Here is a 22,462-nt window from a genome sequence, read left to right as displayed (position 1 = left end):
AGTATGCATAACGAAACGGTGACAGCGCAAACGTAGCTTTCACGCAAACCGGGACGAAGAGACTCGGTGCGTCCCCATTCGGGCCCGCCACTATCCTGGGCGGTATGGCCAAATCCGCGGGGTCGCAGAAGCCGGCGAAACCGAATCGCGCCGAGAAGAAGGTGCTGCGCTCGGCGAAGCGCGCCCAACGACGCGAATCGTTCAGCAATGTGCGTCAGGCGTTCACCCTCACGCGGCAGAACGACCCGAAGTTCCTGCCCTACCTGCTGCTGTTCGGCCTGCTGACGGTCGCGATCGTCTACCTGCTGGCGTTCTGGGTCTCCGGTTCCGTCTGGGTGCCGATCCCGCTGGCCCTCATCGCCGGTGCCTTCGTCGCCATGCTGGTGTTCTCGCGCCGCGCGCAGAGTTCGATGTTCGCCCAGGCCGAGGGCCAGGCGGGTGCGGCGGGCTGGATGCTCCAGCAGCAGCTGCGCGGCGACTGGCGGCTCACCCAGGCCGTCGCCGGAACCACGCAGCTCGACGCCGTCCACCGCCTGGTCGGTCGCCCGGGGGTCGTGCTCGTCGGCGAGGGGGCGCCGCACCGCGTCCGCGGCCTGCTGGCCCAGGAGAAGAAGCGCACGGCTCGCGTCGTCGGCGACACCCCGATCTACGACATCACGATCGGCACCGGCGAGAGCGACGTCCGTCTGTCGAAGCTCAACAAGTACCTGCTCAAGCTGCCGGCCAACCTCTCCAAGGAGCAGGTCGGCACGCTCGAGAAGCGGCTCTCGGCCCTCGGTGGCGCGCGCGCCCCGCTCCCCCAGGGCCCGATGCCGCAGGGTGCCAAGATGCGCAACGTGCAGCGCACCGTGCGGCGGCGGTCCTGACCGACCAGATGAGCGCCCCGCAGACGTTCCGCGGCGAGCAACTCGGCCTCCCGCAGACGGGCCGGGGCTCGCTGGCGCCTACCGGCCCGCGTCTGGCCGCCTTCCTCGTCGACGCGCTGGCCTCGACGCTCGTGGCGGCGTTGTTCGTCCGCTCCGGCGGTGGCACCTTCGCCGACAAGCTCCCCGGTTCGTGGAGTCTCATCCCGCTGGCCGTCGACTACCTGGTCGGCACGCTCGTCGCCGGCCGCACGGTCGGGATGTACCTGTTCGGGCTCCGTCTCGTCCGCGTCGACCGCACAGCCGCGGTCGACCCGGTGCGGGCGGTCGTCCGGACCGTTCTGCTGTTCCTCCTCGTGCCCGCCGTGGTCTTCGACCGCGACGGCCGCGGGATGCACGACCGCCTGACCGACACCGCCGTCGTGAAGGCGTAGGGCGACATGACCGCCCGACCCCGCGAAACATCCAGGAAACAATCGGGATACCCCGCGGCAACCGCGGCTCAATACGGTCGCGACACCAACACTGTTCAACGGAGGACGGATGTTCACTAGTCCCGACGAGGTCTTGCGTTTCGTCAAGAACGAGGGTGTCGAGTTCATCGACGTCCGCTTCACAGACCTCCCTGGTCAGCAGCAGCACTTCAACGTGCCGGCCGCGACGCTGCCCGAGGATTTCTTCACCGAGGGCGCCATGTTCGACGGCTCGTCGATCCGCGGGTTCGCCGCGATCCACAAGTCGGACATGAAGCTGATCCCGGATCCCGCGACGGCCTTCGTCGACCCGTTCCGCGCCGCCAAGACGCTGAACCTGAACTTCTCCATCGTCGAGCCGCGAACCGGTGAGCCCTACGAGCGCGACCCGCGCCAGGTCGCCGCGAAGGCCGAGGAGTACCTGCGCTCGACCGGCATCGCCGACACCGCCTACTTCGGCCCCGAGGCCGAGTTCTACGTCTTCGACGACGTCCGCTTCCAGACGAAGCAGAACGAGGGCTACTACCACATCGACTCCATCGAGGGCGCCTGGAACACCGGTCGCGTCGAGGAGGGCGGCAACCGCGGCTACAAGACGCGCTACAAGGGCGGCTACTTCCCGCTGCCCCCGGTCGATCACTTCGCCGACCTGCGCGACCAGATGAGCCTCGCGCTCATCAACGCGGGTCTCGAGCTCGAGCGGGCGCACCACGAGGTCGGCACCGCCGGCCAGGCCGAGATCAACTACAAGTTCAACACGCTGCAGGCCGCGGCCGACGACGTCCAGAAGTTCAAGTACATCATCAAGAACGTCGCCTGGGCCGCCGGCAAGACCGCCACCTTCATGCCGAAGCCGCTCTTCGGGGACAACGGCTCGGGCATGCACTGCCACCAGTCGCTGTGGAAGGACGGCTCGCCGCTGTTCTACGACGAGCTCGGCTACGCCGGTCTCTCCGACATGGCGCGCTACTACATCGGCGGCCTGCTGCACCACGCGCCGTCGCTGCTGGCGTTCACCAACCCGACGGTGAACTCATACCACCGCCTGGTGCCGGGCTACGAGGCGCCGGTCAACCTGGTCTACAGCGCGGGCAACCGCTCGGCCTGCATCCGGGTGCCCATCACCGGCACCTCGCCGAAGGCCAAGCGCATCGAGTTCCGCGTCCCGGACCCGTCGTGCAACCCCTATCTCGCCTTCTCGGCGATGCTGATGGCCGGTCTCGACGGCATCAAGAACAAGATCGAGCCGGCCGCGCCGGTCGACAAGGACCTCTACGAGCTGCCGCCGGACGAGGCCGCCGCGATCCCGCAGGTTCCGGGCTCGCTGCCGGCCGTCCTCGACCGCCTCGAGACCGATCACGAGTACCTCACCGAGGGCGGCGTGTTCACCGAGGACATGATCGAGGCCTGGATCAGCTACAAGCGCGCCAACGAGATCGACCCGATCCGCCTGCGCCCGCACCCGCACGAGTTCGAGCTCTACTACGACTGCTGAGTCGTGACCGCACTGGAGGCCCCGGATTCCGGGGCCTCCAGTCGTTTAATTCGTCGATGATCCTGGTTCAGTCCGCAAATAGTCCGCAAGAATCTCCGGACGTGCCGCGATCGCGGCCGCTAGGGCGGCCCCATGACGCCACCCCGGAGTTACCGATCCGCGTTCAGCGGGAATGCCGTGATCGAACGCGCGGGACCCGCGCACCAACGAAAGGGCGTCTCATGCGCATCGGCGCAGCACTCACCCTCATCGCCATCGGCGCGATCCTGAAGTTCGCCATCACGGTGCACAGCACGCACGGATTCAACGTGAACACCGCCGGCGTCATCCTCATGGTCGTGGGCATCATCGGCTTGCTGGCCGAGGTGGTGTTCATGAGCATGCGGCGACGTACGGACGTCGTGCACGAGACCCCCGCCGGCGCCACCCGAACCACCTACACCGAGCCGCCCGTTGAGCGGTACTGACCTGACCCGAGCCGCCCCTGCTCCGAGTTCACCGACTCGGTGCAGGGGCGGTCATCCGTGCGGGGCGGTCGGTGCGTGATGGACTCGTCCGCGCCTGAGGCGACACCCGGTCCGCGGGCTGCACCCGGCTGGGTCGAGCACGTCATCTGGTGGCACGTCTATCCGTTGGGCTTCGTCGGAGCGGACACGAGTGGCGAGGATCGAACGCCGGGCGGGGGGTTCGATCACCTTTCCGGCTGGCTCGATCACGCCGTCGAACTCGGTGTCAACGGACTCGCGCTGGGGCCGATCTTCCAGTCGGGCAGCCACGGTTACGACACCCTCGATCATTTCGCGGTCGATCCGCGGCTCGGCGATGCCGACGGGTTTCGCCGCCTCGTCGACGCCGCGCATCGGAACGGAGTGCGAATCCTGCTCGACGGGGTGTTCAACCACGTCGGACGCGGGTTCCCAGGGGTCCGGGAGGCTGAGCTGGAACAGGGCGGGAGTCGCGACGGATGGTTCCGGCGGGACCGCGACGGCCGCCTGGCCACGTTCGAGGGACACGCCAAGCTGGTCGCCCTCGACCACGGCGATCCCGCCGTCGCAGATCACGTCCGCTGCGTGATGCGGCACTGGTTGGATCTCGGCGTCGACGGGTGGCGCCTGGACGCCGCCTACGCGGTACCGCCGTCGTTCTGGCACGCGGTGCTGCCGCCGGTGCGGGAGAGCCATCCCGATGCCTACTTCGTAGGCGAGGTCCTGCACGGCGACTACGCCGACTACGTACGGCGCTCCGGCATCGACTCGGTCACCCAGTACGAGCTGTGGAAAGCGATCTGGAGCGCCCTGGACTCCCGCAATTTCTTCGAGCTCGACTGGACGTTGCGTCGGCACAACGACCTGCTCGACACCTTCGTCCCGTACACGTTCGTCGGGAATCACGACGTCACGCGGCTGGCCAGCCAGATTTCGGACCCCCGACACCACCCCCACGCGCTCGCCCTGCTGATGGTGCTGGGCGGAACACCGTCGATCTATTACGGCGACGAGCAGGGGCTGCGCGCGGTCAAGGAGGACCGGATCGGCGGCGACGACGCCGTTCGACCGGCGTTCCCGGCAACACCTCTGCCGCTGGAGAATGCGGCCGCCGAGGTGTTCCGACTGCATCAGCAGCTGATCGGCCTGCGGCGCCGTCACCCGTGGCTTCACCAGGCCCGCAGTGAAACGCTCCTGCTCCGCAACGAGGCCCTCGTCCTCCGCGTCCACGCGGCCGATGACCTGATCCTCGCGCTCAACCTCGACGAGACGGCTCTCCGCGTCGAGGGCACCTCGGCCGGTGAACTGCTGGCCGGCACCGCCCACCGCAGCAATGGCGGCTGGACCGTTCCCGCACACGGATGGGCCGTTCTGGGCTGACCACGGGCCACAGCCGTCGCCGACCGGTCTCACCGCAGCGCACATTCTGTGCGCCGATACGATCGTTGATCGAGCGGGATAACCGAGCACACAGATAGGGCACATTCCAGACATGGGCGCCAGGTCTGAACCGGAATCGGGTGGACTCCACCGAGGGCTGTTCGCCGGCGACCGAGTTGCGGTGGTTCGTGGTCTCGGCATGTGGTCCCGTCGGGTTCGGGCCGGCGAGGTCGGGGTGGTCGTCGCGGTCAACGACCTCGGCGAGGCCGAGGTTCATTTCGGTGACCGGGTCGAACTGGTGGATCCGGCCTGTGTTCGGCTGACATGGCGCAGCGGAGACCTCCGATCGGCATGACCGGAGGGAACAGCTCCCGAGTCGACAACCGGCCCGCCGTCCACTCGACGCGCGTCGGATGGGCCTTGGCGGCCGTGTCGTGCATCGGGTGGCTCGTGGTTCAGTTCGCGTTCCATCCGCATCTGCTCGACCTGGCCGTGTACCGGGCCGAAGGCTTTGCCGTGGTGCACCACATCGGTCTGTACGGCCCGATCGGGGCGCCGTACGACCTCCGCGCCACCTACCCGCCGTTCGCCGCGTTGATGTTCGTTCCGCTGACGCTCTTGCCGCTCGGGCTGTGCCAGGTCCTCGTCTCCACGCTCAACCTCGGCCTCATCGCGGTCGCCGCCCGTCTGACCGCAACGATGCTGACCCGGGACGGACTCAGGGTGCCGCCGCCGATCGTCCCGGTGGTGGTCGCGGCCGGGATCTGGCTCGAGCCGGTGTCGACCTCGCTGCACTACGGCCAGATCAACCTGCTCATCCTTGTCCTCGTTCTCGGCGATTTCGCCCGCGCTGACGGTGCGCGCGGGCGAGGAGTGGCGCTCGGCCTGGCCACTGCGCTCAAGGTCACGCCGGCGTTCTTCGTCGTGTACCTCGTGCTGACCCGGCGATTCCGCTTCGCCACGACGGCCGTCGCGACCTTCGCGCTGAGTGTCGTCGGCTCGGCTGTCCTCCTACCTGGGACGACGCTGCGCTTCTGGACGAGCACGTTGTTCGAGACCAGCCGGGTCGGGGACGCGATGAGTTCGCAGAACCAGTCCCTGCACGGGTTCCTGACGCGCTTGGTCGATCGCCCGGATGTCGGCACCCTCGGGCTCGTCGTGACCGTGGCCGCAACCGTGTTCGGCCTGGCCTGCAGCGTCGTGGGATTCCGACGTCGCGGAGAGATCTGGGGGGTGTGTGCGGCGGCCGTGACGGCGCTGCTCATCAGCCCGATCTCCTGGTCACATCACTGGGTCTGGTGTGTCCCCGTCGCGGTCCTGTTCGCCACGGTCGCCCACGAGGTCGACATGCCCCAACGGGTCTGGCTCGCGCTGCCGTTCGCGGCGTTCTACGCCTACGGCGACGTGTCGTCCCCCCTCAAGCACAGCCAGGACCCCGACCTGACGGCACGACATCAGCTCGCCGCCGGGCTGTACCCGCTCGCGGGCGTCGCGTTCCTGATTCTGGTGGTGAGCCGGTGGAACCGACGCCCCGAGGCCGACGCCACTGCTGGGGGCGACTCGATGTCTGAGGAGTTGCCCCGATCAGGGCGAACGCCCTGAGCGCTCGGCACGCAACGGCAGGCTGCGAACGCTCAGCGCGCGAAGGCCGAGATGACGAAGACGATCGCCGGCAACGTGAAGCACAGCACCACCAGCCAGCGGGCGATCTCGCGACGTCGACCGGTGAGTCGGGTCAGCCGGTCGGCGAGCGCCGCGGTCTGCTCGATCTGCCCGATCGGACTGTTGGGGTTGTGGACCGAGCGGTCATCAGTGGGCATGTCGATCATCCCTTCGCCTGTTCGCAGTGGGGCCGGCCGACGGAGGCGTCGGGAGTGCCGTCTCTGCGGGAAAGGAGCCCAGGCCGGACGTCGTGATACGAGGTTTCGCTCGAGCCGTGCCCGGTGCCGCTCGGCCGGCGTCGCCACCCATCGAACCGGATACCCCCTAGGGGTACTTGCCCCATCTCATCGAGCGGAGTACACAGATACCCCTAAGGGGTATTGGTTCGGTCGATCGAGGAGGCGCACGCCATGAGCACGGTCTGGAACGGCATCGTCCACGCCCTCGGCATCGCGTTCTCGATGACCTGGCAGGTCACGTGGTCGCTGATCCTCGGCTTCACCCTGTCAGCGGTGGTCGAGGCGCTGGTCAGGAAGTCGACGATCGCGGCGCTGCTGCCCGATGACCGGCCGCGCAGCCTGGCGACGGCCACCGGCCTCGGAGCGGCCTCGTCGTCGTGCTCGTACGCGGCGGTCGCGCTGGCCCGCTCGCTGTTCCGCAAGGGCGCCGACCTCACCGCGGCGATGACCTTCCAGTTCGCCTCGACCAATCTCGTCATCGAGCTCGGGCTCGTCCTCGGCCTGCTCCTGGGGTGGCAGTTCACGCTGGCCGAGTTCGTCGGCGGACCCTTCATGATCGTCCTCCTCGCGCTGATCTTCCGGCGGTTCCTGACCCGCCGGCTGCGCGAGGAAGCACGCGAGCAAGCCGACAAGGGGCTGGCCGGGTCGATGGAGGGGCACGCCGCGATGGACATGTCCGTCACCGGCACCGGCTCGTTCTGGCGACGCCTCACCTCCCCCGACGGTCTCACCTCGGTGTCGCACAACTTCGTCATGGAATGGGCCGCGGTGCTGCGCGACATCGTCATCGGCCTGCTCGTCGCAGGAGCCGCCGCCGCCTGGATCCCCGACTCCTTCTGGCAGTCGCTGTTCTTCACCGACCACCCGATCGCAGCCGAGCTCTGGGGCCCGATCATCGGGCCGGTCGTGGCGGTGGCCGCCTTCGTATGCTCCATCGGCAACGTCCCGCTCGCCGCGGTGCTGTGGAACGGCGGCATCAGCTTCGGCGGCGTCGTGTCGTTCATCTTCGCCGACCTGATCATCGTCCCGATCATCGTCATCTACGCGAAGTACTACGGCCGTCGCGTCGCGGCGTTCCTCACCGCGACCTTCTACCTGACCATGGTGGCCGCCGGCTACGCCGTCGAGCTCGTCTTCGGCCCCCTGCACCTCATCCCGCAGGGAGCGCGGAACGCCTCGGTCGGCGACGACGGGATCAGCTGGAACTACACGACCTGGCTCAACGTCACGTTCCTGTTGCTGGCGGCGGCCCTGGTGCTGCGGTTCCTGCGCACCGGCGGCCGCGCGATGCTGTCGATGATGGGGGGCGGACCCGACGACATGGAACACCACGGCGAAGCGCGCACCGGAACTCAGGGAACCTAGCGTCGGCTCGGTCCCGGAGGTCACGTGGATCCGGCGACGAGTGGCCGCTCCGCCGTACGCACGCGGACCGGGAAGTCGACCTTCGTTATTCGCGCAACGACCCTTCGCTGCGTGGCCTTGCCGCCCGGGCCGAGTCGGAGTTTCGTAGAGGTCGAGCCGCCTGGTTCCCCCGGTCCGCTCGGAGCGCCCGCCGTCCTCGACCCCGAGGAAGGTGCGTCCGGCCGATGCACCCCCCGCTCGGCCGGCCACACCCCGGCGACGACGGCGGGTGCTCTGAGCAGTGGTCGCGCGACGACCGGCGCTCGCCCGCACCCGGACGATGGCGCCGCGCCGGCGAGTTCTGTGCCGGTTCTCCCCGGGTTCGTGATCGCCGTAAGTTGGACGGGTGCCAGCACTCACCCGCAAGGAAGCCGAGCAGCGCGCGAGCGAGGTCGAGGTCGACCGCTACGCCGTCGATCTTGACCTCACCGATCCCGGGGAGCGGTTCGTCTCGACGACGACGATCACCTTCACCGCGCACGCGCCGAGCACCTTCGTCGAGCTGATCTGCGACGAGCTCGTCGAGGCGACCCTCGACGGCACACCACTGCCCCCGTCGGTCCACACCGGCGAGCGGCTCGAACTCACCGATCTCGGCGGACGCCACGAACTGGTCGTCCGCGCCCGCATGCACTACTCGCACGACGGTGAGGGGCTGCACAAGTTCGTCGACCCGGCCGACGACGCCACCTACCTGTGCGCGACGTCGTCGGTCGACAACGCCAAGCGCTGGTTCGCCTGCTTCGACCAGCCCGACCTGAAGGCACACTTCGCGTTCACCGTGGCCTGCCCGGCCGAGTGGACGGTGTTCGGCAACGGGCCGGCGGAGGCCACCGGAACGGGCGGCTGGAGCCTGGTCGCCCCGCAGCCGATCTCGACCTACCTGGTCACCCTCGTGGCCGGGCCGTGGCACTCGGTGCGCGGCGAGCACGACGGCATCCCTCTCGGCCTGCACGCACGCGCCGCGCTCGGGGCTCAGCTCGATCGCGACGCCCCGGCGCTGCTGCAGCTGACCGCCGACTCACTCGACGCGTTCCACGAACTGTTCGGTGTGCGCTACCCGTTCGGCGAGTACCACCAGGCGTTCGTCCCGGAGTTCAACTGGGGCGCGATGGAGAACGCCGGCTGCGTCACCTTCCGCGACCAGATGATCTTCCGCTCCAAGCCCACCGAGGCCGAGGTGCTGGGCCGGACGAACACGATCGTGCACGAGATGGCCCACATGTGGTTCGGCGACCTCGTCACCATGCGGTGGTGGGACGACCTGTGGCTCAACGAGTCCTTCGCCGAGTACCTCGCCCACCGCGTGACCGCCCAGATCACCGACATGCCCGCCTGGGAGGACTTCAGCGCCGCCCGCAAGGCGTGGGGGTACGCGGCCGATCGCCGGGCGACGACGCACCCCGTCGCCGGCAACGGCGCCGAGGACGCGCAGGCGGCGCTCGACGACTTCGACGGCATCTCCTACGCCAAGGGCGCCAGCGTGCTGCGCCAGCTCGCGGCGTACCTCGGCGACGAGATGTTCCTCGACGGCCTGCGGCACCACATCACGTCCAACGCCTACGGCAACGCGACATTCGCCGACCTCGTCGCGTCCTGGGCCGCCCACGCCCGGCCGGGCACGCCCACCGGAGACGACCTCGCCCGCTGGGCACACGAGTGGCTGCGCACGGCCGGCGTCGACATCATCACCGTCGACGGCGACACCCTGCGTCGCGAGGCGCCCCTCTACGGCCCGCCCGCGCACCGGCCGCACTCGATGAGCGTGGCGGTGCTGCCGTACGGCGCGCGTCACGACATCGTTCTGGACGCCGACGAGGCTCCGCTCGGCATCGGTCGGGTCGGCGCCGACGAGATCGTGCTGCCCAACGCCGGGGACGAGTCGTGGGCGACGATCCGCCTGGCCGACGACCAGTGGTCCCGGGTGCCCGCCGTGCTGGCAACGACCCGTGACAGCCAGGCCCGTCCGGTGGTCTGGAACGCGTTGCGCACCGCCGTCGACGACGGCATCGTCGCCCCGTCCCTCGCGGTCGAGGCGGTGGTGGCCGGGCTGGCCGACGAGCTGGACGTCGTGGCCGCCCGAGTGCTGCGCTGGATCATCACCGCCGTGCCGCGCTACCTGGCGCCGGGACCGGCACGGGACGACGCGACGACCACGCTCGGCGCGGCCGTGCGGTCCCTGCTGGACTCCGCGCCGCCGGGCAGCAGCGCCCAGCTGACCGCGGCCCGGGGCTGGGTCGCGCTCACCACCGACATCGCGGCAATGCGGGGTTGGAGCACGGGCGACAGCGACGTCGCCGGGCTCGACATCGACGACGAGCTGCGCTGGGCCGTGCTTGAGCGCCGCGCCGAACTGGGCGACCTCACGCCCGACCAGATCGAGACCGCCTATGCCGGCGACCGCTCGGCCTCGGGCCTCGTGCACGCCACCCGGTGCCGCGCCCTGCGCCCGGACGCGGCCGCCAAGGCCGACGCGTGGGCGGCGCTGATCGATCCGGCCGGCCAGCTGTCGCAGTACCAGCTCAACGCGCTGGCCGGGGGCATCTGGGTGCCGGGCCAGGAGGAGCTCGCCGCGCCCTACGCGGCGCGGTGGTTCACCGACATCCCGGCGACGGCGCGGTTCCGCACGGGCTGGTCGCTCACCGGGATCGCCGAGCTGTGCTTCCCGGCGCTGTCGGTCGACGCCGCCACGCTCGCCGCGGCCGAGGCGCTGGCCGCCCGCGGCGACGTGCCCTCCGGGTTGCGGCGGACCGCCTCCGACGGTGCCGACGACCTGCGCCGGGCGCTCGCCGTCCGCGGGTAACCGGCACCGAGGGCCTCCGTGACGACGTCGGCGGATGTCGGCCCATGCCGCCCGCTCGACGATTCCACTATCCTCACGGCAACCGGTGTTGGGGGACGCGCATGTGCATGACGGTCCACCGCGCGTTCGACGCGGGCACCGACACCCCGGCAGCCGCCCGGCGATTCGGCTGCGCGGCGGTGATCGCGGCGCTCCGACCGTCGGGGTGGGACGTCGCCGACGACGCCGAGATCGTGATCAGCGAACTCGTCACCGACGCCGTGCGGGCCGGGGCCCACCACGTCGAGCTCCTCGTCGATCTGCACCACAGCCGGCTCGAGATCTCGGTGACCGACGACCGCGCGCCGGACACCTCGCCCGGCCCGCTCGAGACGAGCACGCCGAGCTCGCAGATCATGGCCGCGCTCACCACCCACCGTGGCGCGCGCACCGGCGACGACGGACGCACCATCAGCTGGGCCGAACTCGAGTGCGACCCGCTCGCCACGACCCTCGTCGACTGCACCGAGACGGCCGGCTCCCGCCGCTGATCCGCGATTTAGGGGTAGTCGACCACGGTCACCGGCGTGTCCGGGTTGGCGATGGTCGACGAGCCGCCGGTGTCGTTGACGACGTGGTTGATGCCGCCCTTCCCGTGCGAGGCGTCGAGGAAGATCGTCAGCAGGTCATGCAGGTGCACGCCTCGTGTCGTCGTAGGCACCTCGAAGGCGTGGTCGGCGAAGATGTCGACGCCCTGGTTGAAGAAGCTGTACGACCCCATGCCGGAACCGCTGAACTGCTTCACCCGCGTCGACACGACCAGCGCGGCGTAGCCCTTCGTCGTCGGTGTCGACATCCAGGCGGCCTGGCTCGGCACGTCGTAGGGCAGCTCGTTCTGGAAGAAGATCACCGAGCCGCGTTCGCCGTTCCAGACGACCTCGGACTTCTGGTAGTGCTCGACGAACAGGCCGGTCGCCGAAACGTCGTCGCCGTTCACGATCAGGCCGGTGCCGGCGGTGTTCTGCGTCCAGCCGACGCCGGTGCCGTGGTCGGCCCGCCAGGCCCAGATGTCGTCGAGCACGACGTGATCGCTGTTGACCTCCAGGCTGGTGGTCGCGCGACCGGCGTGGGGCCCGCCGATGCGGAAGAACACGTCCTGGATCCCGGTGGGATCCGCGGCGCTGCTCGAGCCGTTGCGCGTGTCGGAGGTGTCGTCGCCGTGCCGCCGGCCGATCTGCAGCAGCACGGGTGAGTTCACCGGTCCGGCGTCGATGGTGAGCCCGGCGATGTCGACGCCCGGCACGTCGGCGACGGTCATCGGCACGGCTCCGTCCTGCGCCGTGAGCGTTGCCAGACCGAGGCCGAGCACGACCGTGCCGGCCCGCTTCACCTTGATCGTCCGGCCGACGTCGTAGACGCCGGGTGTCACGAGCAGGTTGCGACCACGGGCGAGCTGGTTGTTGATCGTCGAGACGCTGTCGGACGGGTGCGCGATGTAGAAGTCCGAGAGCGGTATGGAGCGGCCCGACGTCGCGCCGGGGGCCCACGACTCCCCCACCGACCTGGTCGCCGGCGACGGGACGAACACCCGGTAGGCCCCGGCGCCGTCGACGTAGAGGTAAGGCTTCTCGCGGCTCGCCGGCGTCGCGGCGACGGTCGTGTACGGACCACCGCAGGTCCCGGCCGGGAAGCACTCGGCCGGAGCGTTGACCGTGCCGGAGAAGACCTGGTTCCACACTCCGTTCGACCACGTGCCGAGCGTCGAGTTGCGAACGAAGAACTGCTGCTGGGAGCCGTTGACGACCGTGCCGTCGAACCGGGAGTCGGCGATGAACCCGCCGCTGGCGAACGACGGACCGGTGCAGTAGTCCATCAGCGTCGTCAGGCCGTTGACGTGCACCCGACGCATCGGAGCGGCCTGCGACACGGCCCAGAACTCGCCGGCGTAGCAGCCGGCGCCGGGATTGGTGACGTTGATCGTCAGGTTCGACAGCGAGCGCCAGAAGTTGTTCAGCGCGACGCAACCACCCGAGTCGCACTGGTTGCGCACGTAGACCGAGCCGTTGATGACGACGTCTCCCGGGTTGCGGCCGAGCCCGGCGACCTCGGTGTAGTAACCGACCTGGAAGTTGAGCGGAGTCGCCGCCGAGCCGTAGACGCCCGGCTTGAACAGCAGGGCGTAACGCTCGGTGCCGAACTGGTTGGGCACCTGCTGGGCCGCGATCGCGTCGACCGTCGTCTGGATCTGCGATGTCGGCATCGACGGGTCGAAGACGTAGACGTTCGGGCCGAGGTCGGGCTGGCCGGCGGTCACGGCCGGGGTGGGCAGCGACGCGGCCGAGGCCGCGCTGGCGACGGGGACGAACGCGCACAGGGCGGCGATGAGGGTGAGCACGAGCGGTCCGGCACCGCGTCGGCTGCGAAGAGAGAACATGCTCCGAACCTGCACGTTCCGCCGCCGTTGCACAAGACCCGGAGGTCGAACCTCAGCGCAACCCGGGCCGGCCGGGCGCGAGGTCGGCGGCGGCAAGACCGCGCCGAGCGACGTCATCGGGGACCGGTTCGCCCCGCAACAGCGACGCGGCGGTGCGGGCCAGGGCGGGCGCGGTCTGGATGCCGTAACCGCCCTGTGCCGCGCACCAGAAGAAGCCGTCGACGGTGTCGGGGCCGACGACCGGGGTGCGGTCGGCGACGAAGCTGCGCAGCCCGGCCCAGGCCGAGCGGACGTGCCGCACGTCGAGGGTGGTCGCCTCGGCGATCGCGTCGAGGGCCCGGGCGATCTCGAGCTCGTCCGGCCGCGCGTCGGACGGCGGCTGCGGGGTCTCGTCCGACGGCGAACAGAGGTACTGGTGCCCCTCGGGCTTGATGTAGAACGTGTCGTCGATGTCGGCGATCATCGGCCCGTCGTCGCCGCCCGCCACCCCGTCGATCATGAACGCGGTCCGCCGAAGCGGCCGCAACCCGACGGGGCGCGCCCCGAACAGCATCGCGACCTCGTCGGCCCAGGCCCCGGCGGCGTCGACGACGACCGGCGCCTGCCACGTGCCGCCGGCGCGGTCGGTCACGGTCCACACGCCGGCGGTGCGCTGCGCCGAAACCATCCCCGCCGACGCCGCGATCTCGCCGCCGCGCCGGCGCAGCCCGCGGACGTAACCCTGGTGCAGGGCGTGCACGTCGACCTCCATGGCGCCGGGTTCGAGCAGCCCGACCTCGACGTGCCCGGGGCGCAGCAGCGGCTGCAGCGCGCGCACGTCGTCGCCCTCGAACAGCCGGACGTCGGGGACGAGCGGCAGCACGTCGCGGTGCAGTTGACGCAGCTGCTCGCCGCGTCCGGCAGCGGCGATGTGCAGCATGGCCCGCGGCGTCAGCAACGCCGACTCGACGTCGTCGGGCGGGTTCTCGAGGAACGCGCGGCTGGCCGTGGTGAGGGCGCGGATCGGCGCGCCGCCGTAGCTCTCCAGGAACATCGCGGCCGAACGTCCGGTGGTGTGGAACGCGAGCGTCGCCTCCATCTCGAGCAGCCCCACCCGTCGGTCGGCGGCGAGCTCGTAGCCGATCGACACCCCGGCCATGCCGCCGCCGATGACGAGCACGTCGTAGCTCATGCCGGCACCAGTCGAGGCGGCTCGAGCGCCACCGGCACGCCCCGACCGATCACGTCGACCGCAGTGGCGCACCAGGCCAGCAGGTCGTCGACCGGCAGGTCGCGCGGCGCCACCGCCCGGTGGGCCGCCACGTTCGCGGCCCCGCGCCCGATCAGCCGCGCGGCCCCCGCGGCGTTGCCGCGCGCCGCGTGCGTGATGCCGACCGCGAGCTGGGCCAGCCCGCGCCACAGCTCGCGTTCGGCGGCCGGCCCGGACTTCCACGCGTCCTCCAGCACCTCGTGCGCGTGGAAGGGCCGGCCGGCGTCGAGGAGCCGCTGCGCCTCGGCCAGCGACTCGGCGCCCGACCGCACGACCCCCTCGGGCGGGCCCGTCACCCCGGCGCTGCCGTAGGGCAACGGGCGGCCCAGCGCGTCGCGCGGGCGCGTGTTGCGTCGGGGCCGGGTCATCCCCCATCTGTATCACCCCGCGCGCCGACGCTCTCCTCCACGGCACGACGACCGTTCAGGTCATTCGGATTCAGGGGGAACACCATGACCACCACCATGACGCCGGTGCCGGCCGCGTCCGGGGCGAAGATCCTCAGACTGCGCACCACCGACGACCTCGTCGCCGCGCGCGATCGCCACGTCGGCCTGCGCCACCGGCAGGTCGTGCTCGACCTGCCCGGCCTGGCCGCCGACGAGCGCACCGGCACTGCCGAGAAACTCACCGAACTGCTCGACGAGTGCGGCTGCGACACCGGCGCCCGCGCGATGGTCGCCGGTGCCGTGCTCGTGCTCGGCGGCCTCGTCCTCGCCACCGGCGGCCGGGTGCTGCCGACGCTGGCGCTGAGCCCGCTCGCCGTCCTCGGCGCGGTCGTCGGCGCCGGCTCGGGCAAGGCCTACGGGCTCGCCCGCTCGCGGCGGCAGTTCCGCCGCGAGATCGATGCGCTGCTCGCGAAGGGGGTGTGACGCCATGCCCGGAACGTGGTCGTCGATCGCCTCCATCTGCTCGTCCAAGCGCACCGTCGCCTACGCCGTATGCATCAGCTGGGCCGACCGCGGCATGGCCGTCTGCGCGTCGTGGGCCGACCGCGGCTCGAACCAGTGCTCGTCCTGGGCCGACCAGGGCTCCAACCAGTGCTCGTCCTGGGCCGACCAGGGCTCGAACCAGTGCTCGTCCTGGGCTGACCAGGGGCACAACGAGTGCTGCGACTGGTGGCCCTGCTCGTGGGCCTGCGACGCGTTCTACTGGGTCGCGAACTGGGTCTGCCAGGGCTGGTACTGGGTGGCGAACTGGGTGTGCCAGGCCTGGTACTGGGTGGCCAAGTGGGTCTGCCTCGCCTGGTACTGGGTGGCGAAGTGGGTCTGCGTGGCGTCCTACTGGATCGCCAAGTGGGTCTGCCTCGCCTGGCAGTGGATCACGCACATCATCTGCTCGGGCAATGCCGGCCCGGTCTTCCTGATGACCGACGGATCGATCCTGCTCAACGAGAACTCCGGCGGCTACGGCACGCACAACTGGTGGAAGCTCGCGCCCGACGCGAACGGCAACTACACCGGTGCCTGGACGCAGGTGGCGAGCGGCAACGTCGCCCGCAAGTACTACGCGTCGGCGGTGCTGGCCGACGGTCGGCTGTTCGTGTGCGGCGGCGAGTACAGCGACAGCAGCGGCAGCCAGAGCCAGGACGAGGCGGTCTCGGCCGAGATCTACGACCCGGTCGCCGACACCTGGACCGTGCTGCCTTCGCCCCCCGGCGCCACGCAGATCGGTGACGCGCCGCTCGCAGTGCTGCCCGACGGACGCGTGTTGCTCGGCGAGATCGACAACACGACCGTCTTCGTGTTCACGCCCGGGCCCGACACCTGGACGACCGCGGCGAACAAGGGCACCGCACCGTCGGAGGAGTCGTGGGTGCTCATGCCCGACTCGACGGTCGTCACCGTGCGCACCGACGGCTCGGGCCAGGCCGAGAAGTACGACATCGCCACCGACACCTGGGTGTCGGCCGGGACGTTGCCGTCGAACATCGTCGAGAACGCGTCGGCCGAGATCGGTCCCGGCATCCTGCTGCCCGACGGGCGGGCCTTCTACGTCGGCACCAACGCCAACCTGACCGCGCTCTACACACCGGGCGCGACCTCGAAGGCGGCCGGCAGCTGGTCGGCGGGCCCGACCATCCCGACGCAGAATGGCGACCCGCTGCCTTACGGCAGCAAGGACGGCCCGGGCGCGCTGCTGCCCGGCGGCAAGATCCTCTTCCCGGTCGCGCCGGTGGACGGGTCGCGCAACAACTACCTGTCCGGCATGCGGTTCTTCGAGACCGACGGCACGGCGATCACGCGGGTGACCGACCCGCCGAACCCCGACGGAGAGACGTACAAGGGCCGGTTGCTGCCGCTGCCGAACGGCGACGCTCTGTGGGCCCGCGAGGACCGCGACGAGATCTACGCCTACACCAACCCGGAGGCCCCGCAGGACGCGTGGCGGCCGATCATCGACAAGTGCCCGCGCGCGATCGTGCCGGGCAGCACCTTCACGCTGACCGGTCGGCAGCTCAACGGACTCTCGCAGGCACAGGGCTACGGCGATGACTACGCGGCCTCGACGAACTACCCGCTGGTGCGGATCCGCAACGCGGCCAGCGGCGTCGTGGAGTACTGCCGCACCTCGGACCACACCTCGATGGGCGTGGCCACCGGTTCGACCGCCGTGAGCACGACGGTGCACGTGCCGGCGGGTCTCACCCTCGGACGCGCAGTGCTCGAGGTCGTCGCGAACGGCATCGTGTCCGAGCCCAGACGGGTCAATGTGGTCGACCGGGATCACCCCGACGACCAGGCGCGGCAGGGTCTCGAAGAGGCGCAGTCGCGCGGCTGAGCGCCCAGGCGACGGACGGCCCCGCCCCTCACCGGGGCGGGGCCGTGCGTTGTCGGTGGTCCGGACCACACTCGCCGCATGGCCTACGACCGGGAACTTGCGAACCGCCTGCGCGAAGTGCTGGCCGCCGAGCCGGACCTGACGGAGAAGGCGATGTTCGGCGGCCTCGCCTTCCTGATCAACGGCAACATGGCGGTCAGCGCCAGCGGCCGCGGGGGCCTGCTGCTGCGGGTCGACCCGGCCGACACCGAGGCCCTGGGCGCCGATCCGCACGCCGCTCCCTTCGTCATGCGGGGCCGGGCGATGGACGGCTGGCTCAGGATCGACGTCGCCGGCATCGACGCCGACGCCGACCTGCAGCGCTGGGCCGCCGTGGGTGTCACCTACGCCCGATCGCTGCCCCCGAAGTGACCGGCCCGGCTGCGTCCAACGACTCTGGCGGGGCTCGTCGTCGGGCGGGACGGTGGGGTGAGGGACGACCGAAGGGGTGAGACGGTGATGACGGACATCGACCTGACGAAACCCGAGCCCGCGAGACCCGAATCCGATCTGCGCGAACGCGCGGTGAAGCGGCTCAAGAAGCGGCGCGACTTCGGTCAGCACCTGCTGGTCTTCGTCCTGGTGAACACGTTCCTCGTGGTCATCTGGGCGGTCACGTCCGGCGGTGGGTTCTTCTGGCCGGTCTTCCCGATGGCCGGCTGGGGCATCGGGGTGGTGCTCAACGCCTGGGACGTCTGGCGCCCCGAGGACTTCGACGAGGACGCGATCGCGCACGAGATGCAGCGATTGCAGCGCGACCGGTAGCCGCGACCACCCGGCGTCACCGTCTTCACCGCCGCCGACGACGGGCGGATCGCCTCCCTCGTCGGGTTCTGGCCCGAACCGTACGACCCGCGGGCCGACCGAAGCCACCTGCTCGAGCGGTACTGCTCTGCCGCCGGCCTCCGCCCTGTCCGCACACCGTCGCGGTCGCTACCGTGGTGCTGGTCCGATTGGTCGGACTCTTCCCCGCCACCTCCCGCCGCCTTGGAGTGCAGGTGTCAGACGGCAAGCAGGCGCCCTCCGATCGGGTCGTCGCGCATGCCGCCGCGCTGGACCCTGCCGCCTCGACCCGGCACAGCCTGGACGTCATCATGCGGGCCGCGGTGCGCGGCGTGCGCGGCGACTTCGCGCTGGTCGCGATCCGCACCGACGAGGACCGCATCCTGATCCAGGCGGCCCTCGGCCCCGTGGCCGAGGACATGGTCGGCAACCTGATGCTCATCGACGCGAGCGTCGCCGCGCCGGTGTTCCGAAGGGGCGCTCCGCTGCTCGTGCCCGACTACCCGGACCGCGGCGGAGCCGCGCCCGAGGTGCGGGTCCGGATCGGCTCGGTCATCGTCGTGCCGCTCGAGGCCGACGGCTACGTCGAGGCCGCCCTGGCCGTGGGCCGGTTGAGCGGGCAGCCGACGTTCACGAGGGCGGCGCTCGACGAGCTGGACGCGTTCGTACGCCGCGCCGGCACCGCTCGCGAGGTCGAGCACGCCCGCGACGAGCGGCAGCTGGCCCGCCTCGTCGAGGACCGCGCCCGCATCAGCGCCGACCTGCACGACCACGTCATCCAGGAGCTGTTCGCCGCCGCGATGACCCTGCACGGGCTCGCCGGCGCCCTCGCGGACCCCGAGCACGCCCGGATCGTCAGCGCCCAGGTCGATGCGCTCGACGCGACGAGCAACCGCATCCGGTCGTTGATCAGCGAGATCCCCCGCAGCCTGCGCTCCGTCCGGCGCACGTCGCTGCCGAAGCGGCTGATCGCCATCGTCGACAGCATCACCCCGGCCCTGGACTGCCTGCCGACGGTGAGCTTCGTCGGCCCGGTCGATTCCTCGGTCGACGACGTGCTGGGCGAGGACCTCGAAGCGGTGCTGCGCGAGGCGCTGACCAACGTCGCCCGCCACGCCGGGGCCTCGACCGTCAAGGTCCGCGTCGCCTTCATCGACTCGACACTCACCCTCGACGTGATCGACGACGGTCGGGGGCTCGGTGACTCCGAGCGGCGCAGCGGGTTGCGCAACATGTCGGTCCGGGCCGAGCGCCACAACGGGGCGCTGGCCTATTCCGAACCGGACGGCGGCGGGACGCGGCTCACCTGGCACGCGCCGATCGGCACCGGGGTGGCCGATCCTCGCGTCAGCGGGTCACGTGGATGATCGTGACCGCGGCGACGTAGAGCGCGGCCAGTGCGCCGATGCCGGCGACCGGGCCGGTGCGCGACGGGCTCGGCCCCACCGCCGGGCGGGTCCGGCGCGCGCGGAGCACGACGCCGGTCACGGCCGCGACCACGAGCGCGACGATCACCACATAGGCGCCGACCAGGCTCGTCCGGGCGATCGACGCGGGGACGACGAGGGCCAGCACGGCCGACACCACGATCATCAGGCAACCCATGGGCCCGATTCTGGTCGGCCGCGGCCCGACCCACCTCCTCGGGCGACGGGTCGAGCCGATCGAGCGGAGGTCAGGCCGTGATGCGCAGCGTGTGCGTGCCCGATGTCGTCGACAGCGTCACCTCGTTGCCGCGGTTCGTCTGCCGCACGATGTAGTCCCTCACCGCGTGGCCGTCCAGCACGACCGACGCCGGCATCGTGCCGCGGGGCAGGGTGTGCCCGATCGTCACCCGCTTCGCGCCGACCCCGGCGGTCACCGTGATCGTCGTGCGGTACACCGAGCCGCGGTGCGTGGCCCGCACATCGGCCGTGCCGGAACCGAGCCGGATGTCGGTCGCGGCCACCGTCGTCTGGCCCTGCGGCACCTGCGGCACGAACGCGATCGCGCCGCGGCCGAGGTCGGGCTGCACGCCGAGCCACTGGTGCACCACCGGCCACGCCGTCCCGTAGTTGCCCCACGCCTGCATGAACATCGAGCGGCAGGTCCAGCAGCGGTCGATGTTGGCGCCCTGGTCGGGCGAGGGGAAGATCTCCGGCATAGCGCCGGGCTGCTCGTCGGGCGTGCCGCCGGTGGCCGGCTCGGCGAACATCGGGTCGGCCAGCGCGTGGATGTAGCGCTGCTGCTGGCCGGCACCGAGGCGTCCGTAGTTGCCCTCGCCGACCGACTGGATCGACGTCGTCAGGCCGTAGATGACCTTCTCGCCCTGACCGCTCGGCGGACCGCTGCAACCGGTGTGGAACAGGCCGGTGCTGAACGGTGCCGTGCCGCTGAAGCAGGAGTTCTCGCGTCCGGCCAGGGCGGCGACGCCGTGGTCGTAGGACGCGACGCCGGGCACGGTGCTCCCGCCGACGTGCAGCTCGGCCTCCATCGGCGTCTGCCCGATCCAGTACTGCTGGAACGACTGGACGTTGCCCGGGTCGATGAGCGAGTCGGCGTACTGCGAGGCGCTCGGGTACCACCAGGCCTTCTCGAACTTCGCCCGCAGCTTGTTGGCCTGCGACATCGTCCAGGCCACGGTCGGGCCGTCGTGCTTGGCCCGCGCCATGTCGGCCAGGTCGTACAGGCCGCGCATCAGGTACACCGCGTTGTCGACCTTCTCCTGACCCATGCCGGTGCGCTCGACGTTGCCCGAGCCCTCGGGCCAGCCGTCCCGGTCGACGTCGAGCTTGTTCACGACGTACTTCAGGTTGCGGATGCTGAAGTCGTAGAGCGAGTCGCGGAAGGCGTTGTCACCCGTCCAGCGCCAGATGAGGTCGACGGTGCTGGGGAACTTCACCGTCTCGTCGGTGTTGAAGTCGTTGGTCTTGGTGCCGTCGGCGTTGGTCGTCTGCGAGTCGTGCCCGTACCAGGTCGAGCCGTCGGCCACCGTCTCGTGCGAGACGACGCCCGAGCGGTGGTTCAGCAGGTCGGAGACCGTGGCCAGCGTCTGCATGTGACTCTTGATCGCTTCGAACTGGCCGACCGAAACCGCGGCGAACGCGGAGTACTCGGCGTCGGTCGCGAAGATCCACGGGTAGTCGGGGTAGCCGGCACCGATCCAGGTGGCCTCGGGGATCGTGCCCAGCGGCGCCGGGAACTGCTTGCCCTGGTTCGTCCAGCGGATCTGCAGGTTCTGCGCCGAGAGCGTCAGGTCGGCCAGGTTCTGCTTGCCCCAGTTGACCGCGTCGGCGGTCAGCGGGTCACCCGGCAGCGAGAGCGTGGTGTGCTTCGCAAGGGCGGCCCGGGTCGCGACCTTGTGGGCGAGCTGCGCGGTCGGGTCGTGCAGGGCCGAGGCGAGCTGTCGGCGGGCGGACGCGAGGCCGGCGTCGGAACCGGCTGCGGCCAACCAGATCGTGCGCGACCGATGGGCCGGCAGGTCGACCGAGTAGGTCAGCTCGCCGCCGGTGCCGTTGCCGAACGGACCGTCGTCACACGCGGACGGCTTCGGGTCGGCGGGCGCGCCCGGCTCGGTGCCGGTGCAGCGGTGGCCGGGCTGCGGTCCGTAGTACTGGTGGCCGATCGCGCCGGTGTCGGGCTTGAGCGACGTGCCGACCACGGCGGCGTAGTGATGCTCCGCGCCGCCGGGAATCGTCCCGTCATCGGTGAAGGTGAGGTCCCGGCCGTCGTAGGTGCCGGTGTCGGGCAGGTTGTCCTTCGCGTTGGGCGTGGTGCTGAAGCCCCACGGGTACTGCCCCATCAGCTCGGAGTGCGCGTCGACGCTGAGCTTCGCGGTGCGGGCGCCGCCGGGGTTGGTGATGGTCAGGCCGAACAGCGCGGCCCGGGTGCCGTCGGGCGCGAAGTCGGTGCGCTGCACCTGCAGGCCGGCCGTCCCGGGCAGGTCGAAGCGGGTGTAGCCCTGGCCGCTGGAGAACTTCGTGGCCGGGCCGATCCACTGGTTGTCCAGGCCGAACCAGACGCCGTCGAGCATCTTCATCGGTGGGGTCCAGATGCCGCCCATTTCGCCGGTGATGTGCCAGCCGTTGGCGTAGAAGCGGCCGTCCTCGAAGCCGATGGAGTAGGCCCGGGTGCCGGCCGCGACCTCGCGCCGGTCGGCCAGTCGCGTGGACACCGAGACCTCCGGCCCCGAGGCGAGACCCGGCGTGACCGCGGCTCGCGGCAGCGAGGCCTGGGCGGCGGTGGCGAGCACGGTCGTCCCGACGAGAGCGACGAATCCGGACAGCACGGCGAGTGTGCGACGAGGCATGAGGCGGACCTTTCCGACGTTAGGTGGTCGCGGTGCCGGGCGAGCGTCGGAACAAATCTCGCTGACCCGTATGAATCGGACTATTCGCTGTTGTTCGGTTGCGTG

20 protein-coding genes are annotated in these 22,462 nt (G+C 70.6%); 14 read left to right on the top strand and 6 right to left on the bottom strand.

Annotated features, from left to right (window positions below):
- The first annotated feature begins 104 nt into the window (after positions 1 to 104).
- The 6 genes from VGN18_RS06725 to VGN18_RS06700 all read left to right on the top strand — a co-directional run bounded on the left by VGN18_RS06725 (position 105) and on the right by VGN18_RS06700 (position 6,298).
- Complete coding sequence (locus VGN18_RS06725; protein WP_327538888.1) at positions 105 to 866, top strand: DUF4191 domain-containing protein; 762 nt, start codon at positions 105 to 107, stop codon at positions 864 to 866.
- Between the two features lie 8 nt (positions 867 to 874).
- Positions 875 to 1,297 (top strand): RDD family protein, encoded by a 423-nt coding sequence (locus tag VGN18_RS06720; RefSeq protein WP_327538887.1) that lies wholly within the window; start codon positions 875 to 877, stop codon positions 1,295 to 1,297.
- 109 nt (positions 1,298 to 1,406) lie between these two features.
- Positions 1,407 to 2,831: a type I glutamate--ammonia ligase gene (gene glnA, locus VGN18_RS06715; protein ID WP_327538886.1), complete on the top strand. Its 1,425-nt coding sequence runs from the start codon at positions 1,407 to 1,409 to the stop codon at positions 2,829 to 2,831.
- Positions 2,832 to 3,052: 221 nt separating this feature from the next.
- Positions 3,053 to 3,298 (top strand): hypothetical protein, encoded by a 246-nt coding sequence (locus VGN18_RS06710; protein WP_327538885.1) that lies wholly within the window; start codon positions 3,053 to 3,055, stop codon positions 3,296 to 3,298.
- Positions 3,299 to 3,376: 78 nt separating this feature from the next.
- On the top strand, positions 3,377 to 4,696 hold the full coding sequence (locus VGN18_RS06705) for an alpha-amylase family glycosyl hydrolase (RefSeq protein ID WP_327538884.1): 1,320 nt from the start codon (positions 3,377 to 3,379) through the stop codon (positions 4,694 to 4,696).
- Between the two features lie 450 nt (positions 4,697 to 5,146).
- Positions 5,147 to 6,298 carry a glycosyltransferase 87 family protein gene (locus tag VGN18_RS06700; RefSeq protein ID WP_327538883.1) on the top strand — a complete coding sequence of 384 codons (1,152 nt, stop codon included), beginning with the start codon at positions 5,147 to 5,149 and terminating at the stop codon, positions 6,296 to 6,298.
- Positions 6,299 to 6,330: 32 nt separating this feature from the next.
- Here VGN18_RS06700 and VGN18_RS06695 read toward each other — a convergent pair whose 3' ends face one another.
- Positions 6,331 to 6,516 (bottom strand): hypothetical protein, encoded by a 186-nt coding sequence (locus VGN18_RS06695; protein WP_327538882.1) that lies wholly within the window; start codon positions 6,514 to 6,516, stop codon positions 6,331 to 6,333.
- 252 nt (positions 6,517 to 6,768) lie between these two features.
- Between VGN18_RS06695 and VGN18_RS06690 the strand changes: the two genes are divergently transcribed.
- The 3 genes from VGN18_RS06690 to VGN18_RS06680 all read left to right on the top strand — a co-directional run bounded on the left by VGN18_RS06690 (position 6,769) and on the right by VGN18_RS06680 (position 11,334).
- A complete protein-coding gene (locus VGN18_RS06690; protein ID WP_327538881.1) occupies positions 6,769 to 7,962 on the top strand; it encodes a permease in 1,194 nt (397 codons plus the stop codon).
- 385 nt (positions 7,963 to 8,347) lie between these two features.
- Positions 8,348 to 10,804, top strand: coding sequence for an aminopeptidase N (gene pepN, locus VGN18_RS06685; RefSeq protein WP_327538880.1), 2,457 nt, complete (start codon positions 8,348 to 8,350; stop codon positions 10,802 to 10,804).
- Between the two features lie 107 nt (positions 10,805 to 10,911).
- Positions 10,912 to 11,334, top strand: a complete 423-nt coding sequence (locus VGN18_RS06680) for a hypothetical protein (RefSeq protein ID WP_327538879.1) — start codon at positions 10,912 to 10,914, stop codon at positions 11,332 to 11,334.
- Positions 11,335 to 11,342: 8 nt separating this feature from the next.
- Here the strand turns inward: VGN18_RS06680 and VGN18_RS06675 are convergent, their stop codons facing one another.
- Genes VGN18_RS06675 through VGN18_RS06665 form a run of 3 tightly spaced genes read right to left on the bottom strand, consistent with a single transcriptional unit; the run spans position 11,343 to position 14,834 of the window.
- The gene (locus VGN18_RS06675; protein WP_327538878.1) at positions 11,343 to 13,217 is read right to left on the bottom strand and encodes a glycosyl hydrolase family 28-related protein; all 1,875 of its coding nucleotides are present in this window, start codon (positions 13,215 to 13,217) and stop codon (positions 11,343 to 11,345) included.
- A 52-nt stretch (positions 13,218 to 13,269) separates the two neighbouring features.
- Complete coding sequence (locus VGN18_RS06670; RefSeq protein ID WP_327538877.1) at positions 13,270 to 14,388, bottom strand: FAD-dependent oxidoreductase; 1,119 nt, start codon at positions 14,386 to 14,388, stop codon at positions 13,270 to 13,272.
- The gene (locus VGN18_RS06665) at positions 14,385 to 14,834 is read right to left on the bottom strand and encodes a DUF309 domain-containing protein (RefSeq protein ID WP_327538876.1); all 450 of its coding nucleotides are present in this window, start codon (positions 14,832 to 14,834) and stop codon (positions 14,385 to 14,387) included. The genes VGN18_RS06670 and VGN18_RS06665 overlap by 4 nt, the downstream gene beginning before the upstream one ends.
- An 84-nt stretch (positions 14,835 to 14,918) precedes the next feature.
- On the opposite strand from VGN18_RS06665, the gene VGN18_RS06660 reads away from it, so the two are divergent.
- The 5 genes from VGN18_RS06660 to VGN18_RS06640 all read left to right on the top strand — a co-directional run bounded on the left by VGN18_RS06660 (position 14,919) and on the right by VGN18_RS06640 (position 19,436).
- The gene (locus VGN18_RS06660) at positions 14,919 to 15,338 is read left to right on the top strand and encodes a hypothetical protein (protein ID WP_327538875.1); all 420 of its coding nucleotides are present in this window, start codon (positions 14,919 to 14,921) and stop codon (positions 15,336 to 15,338) included.
- 4 nt (positions 15,339 to 15,342) lie between these two features.
- Positions 15,343 to 17,247 carry a kelch repeat-containing protein gene (locus tag VGN18_RS06655; RefSeq protein WP_327538874.1) on the top strand — a complete coding sequence of 635 codons (1,905 nt, stop codon included), beginning with the start codon at positions 15,343 to 15,345 and terminating at the stop codon, positions 17,245 to 17,247.
- A gap of 78 nt (positions 17,248 to 17,325) precedes the next feature.
- The gene (locus tag VGN18_RS06650) at positions 17,326 to 17,658 is read left to right on the top strand and encodes a TfoX/Sxy family protein (protein WP_327538873.1); all 333 of its coding nucleotides are present in this window, start codon (positions 17,326 to 17,328) and stop codon (positions 17,656 to 17,658) included.
- A gap of 87 nt (positions 17,659 to 17,745) precedes the next feature.
- Positions 17,746 to 18,051: a 2TM domain-containing protein gene (locus tag VGN18_RS06645; RefSeq protein WP_327538872.1), complete on the top strand. Its 306-nt coding sequence runs from the start codon at positions 17,746 to 17,748 to the stop codon at positions 18,049 to 18,051.
- A 233-nt stretch (positions 18,052 to 18,284) separates the two neighbouring features.
- Positions 18,285 to 19,436, top strand: coding sequence for a GAF domain-containing sensor histidine kinase (locus VGN18_RS06640; RefSeq protein WP_327538871.1), 1,152 nt, complete (start codon positions 18,285 to 18,287; stop codon positions 19,434 to 19,436).
- Here VGN18_RS06640 and VGN18_RS06635 read toward each other — a convergent pair.
- The gene (locus VGN18_RS06635) at positions 19,417 to 19,674 is read right to left on the bottom strand and encodes a hypothetical protein (protein ID WP_327538870.1); all 258 of its coding nucleotides are present in this window, start codon (positions 19,672 to 19,674) and stop codon (positions 19,417 to 19,419) included. The genes VGN18_RS06640 and VGN18_RS06635 overlap by 20 nt on opposite strands.
- A gap of 70 nt (positions 19,675 to 19,744) precedes the next feature.
- A complete protein-coding gene (locus VGN18_RS06630; protein ID WP_327538869.1) occupies positions 19,745 to 22,357 on the bottom strand; it encodes a hypothetical protein in 2,613 nt (870 codons plus the stop codon).
- Between the last annotated feature and the right edge of the window lie 105 nt (positions 22,358 to 22,462).

It is taken from the genome of Jatrophihabitans sp. (assembly GCF_036000465.1).
GTDB lineage: Bacteria > Actinomycetota > Actinomycetes > Mycobacteriales > Jatrophihabitantaceae > Jatrophihabitans.
This window is presented reverse-complemented; position numbering and strand designations above follow the sequence as displayed.